This window comes from Fibrobacter sp. UBA2449, from assembly GCF_002342555.1.
Lineage (GTDB): Bacteria > Fibrobacterota > Fibrobacteria > Fibrobacterales > Fibrobacteraceae > Fibrobacter.
The window spans coordinates 289,073-289,924 of the sequence record NZ_DDQF01000012.1 but is presented as its reverse complement, the minus strand read 5'-3'; the positions used below and the strand labels follow the sequence as shown (position 1 = coordinate 289,924).

At 61.4% G+C, this 852-nt stretch carries 1 protein-coding gene; it reads left to right on the top strand.

Annotated features, from left to right (window positions below; all coding sequences use genetic code 11):
* Window positions 1-852, top strand: an 852-nt coding sequence (locus tag B4B27_RS08885; protein ID WP_290725767.1) for an acyl-CoA dehydrogenase family protein, incomplete at both ends; no start/stop codon positions are given.

Sequence of the window (852 nt, the reverse complement as noted above, 5' to 3'; positions counted from 1 at the left end):
TGCGCCGGCGAGACGATGTCGATGGACTTGACCGAACCCGATGCCGGTTCCGACCTGCAGCGCGTGATGCTCAAGGCCACCTACAGCGAAGCCGACAAGTGCTGGTACCTGAACGGCGTGAAGCGCTTCATCACCAACGGCGACTCCGACATTCACCTGGTGCTCGCCCGCTCCGAAGAAGGCACCCACGACGGCCGCGGCCTTTCGATGTTCATCTACGACAAGCGCGACGGTGGCGTGAACGTGCGCCGCATCGAGAACAAGCTCGGCATCCACGGAAGCCCGACTTGCGAACTTGTCTACAAGAACGCCAAGGCTGAACTCTGCGGCCGCCGCAAGTTCGGTCTCATCAAGTACGTGATGGCCCTCATGAACGGCGCACGCCTCGGCATTGCCGCTCAGTCCGTGGGTATCAGCCAGATGGCCTACAACGAAGCTCTCGCCTATGCCAAGGACCGCAAGCAGTTCGGCCAGGCCATCGTGAACTTCCCGGCCGTCTACGAGATGATTTCCAACATCAAGGCACGCCTCGACGCAGGCCGCGCACTGTTGTACCAGACAGCCCGCTACGTGGACATCTACAAGGGCCTCGAGGACATCGAGCGCACCCGCAAGCTCACCGACGAGGAGAAGGCAGAACTCAAGCTCTACCAGAAGCTCGCCAGTGCCTGCACGCCTTTGGCCAAGGGCATGAACTCCGAATACGCGAATCTGAACGCCTACGACAGCATCCAGGTTCACGGCGGTTCCGGCTACATGCTCGAATACGCCTGCCAGCGCCTCTACCGCGACGCTCGTATCACCTCCATTTACGAAGGCACGACGCAGCTGCAGACGGTTGCCGCCCTCCCG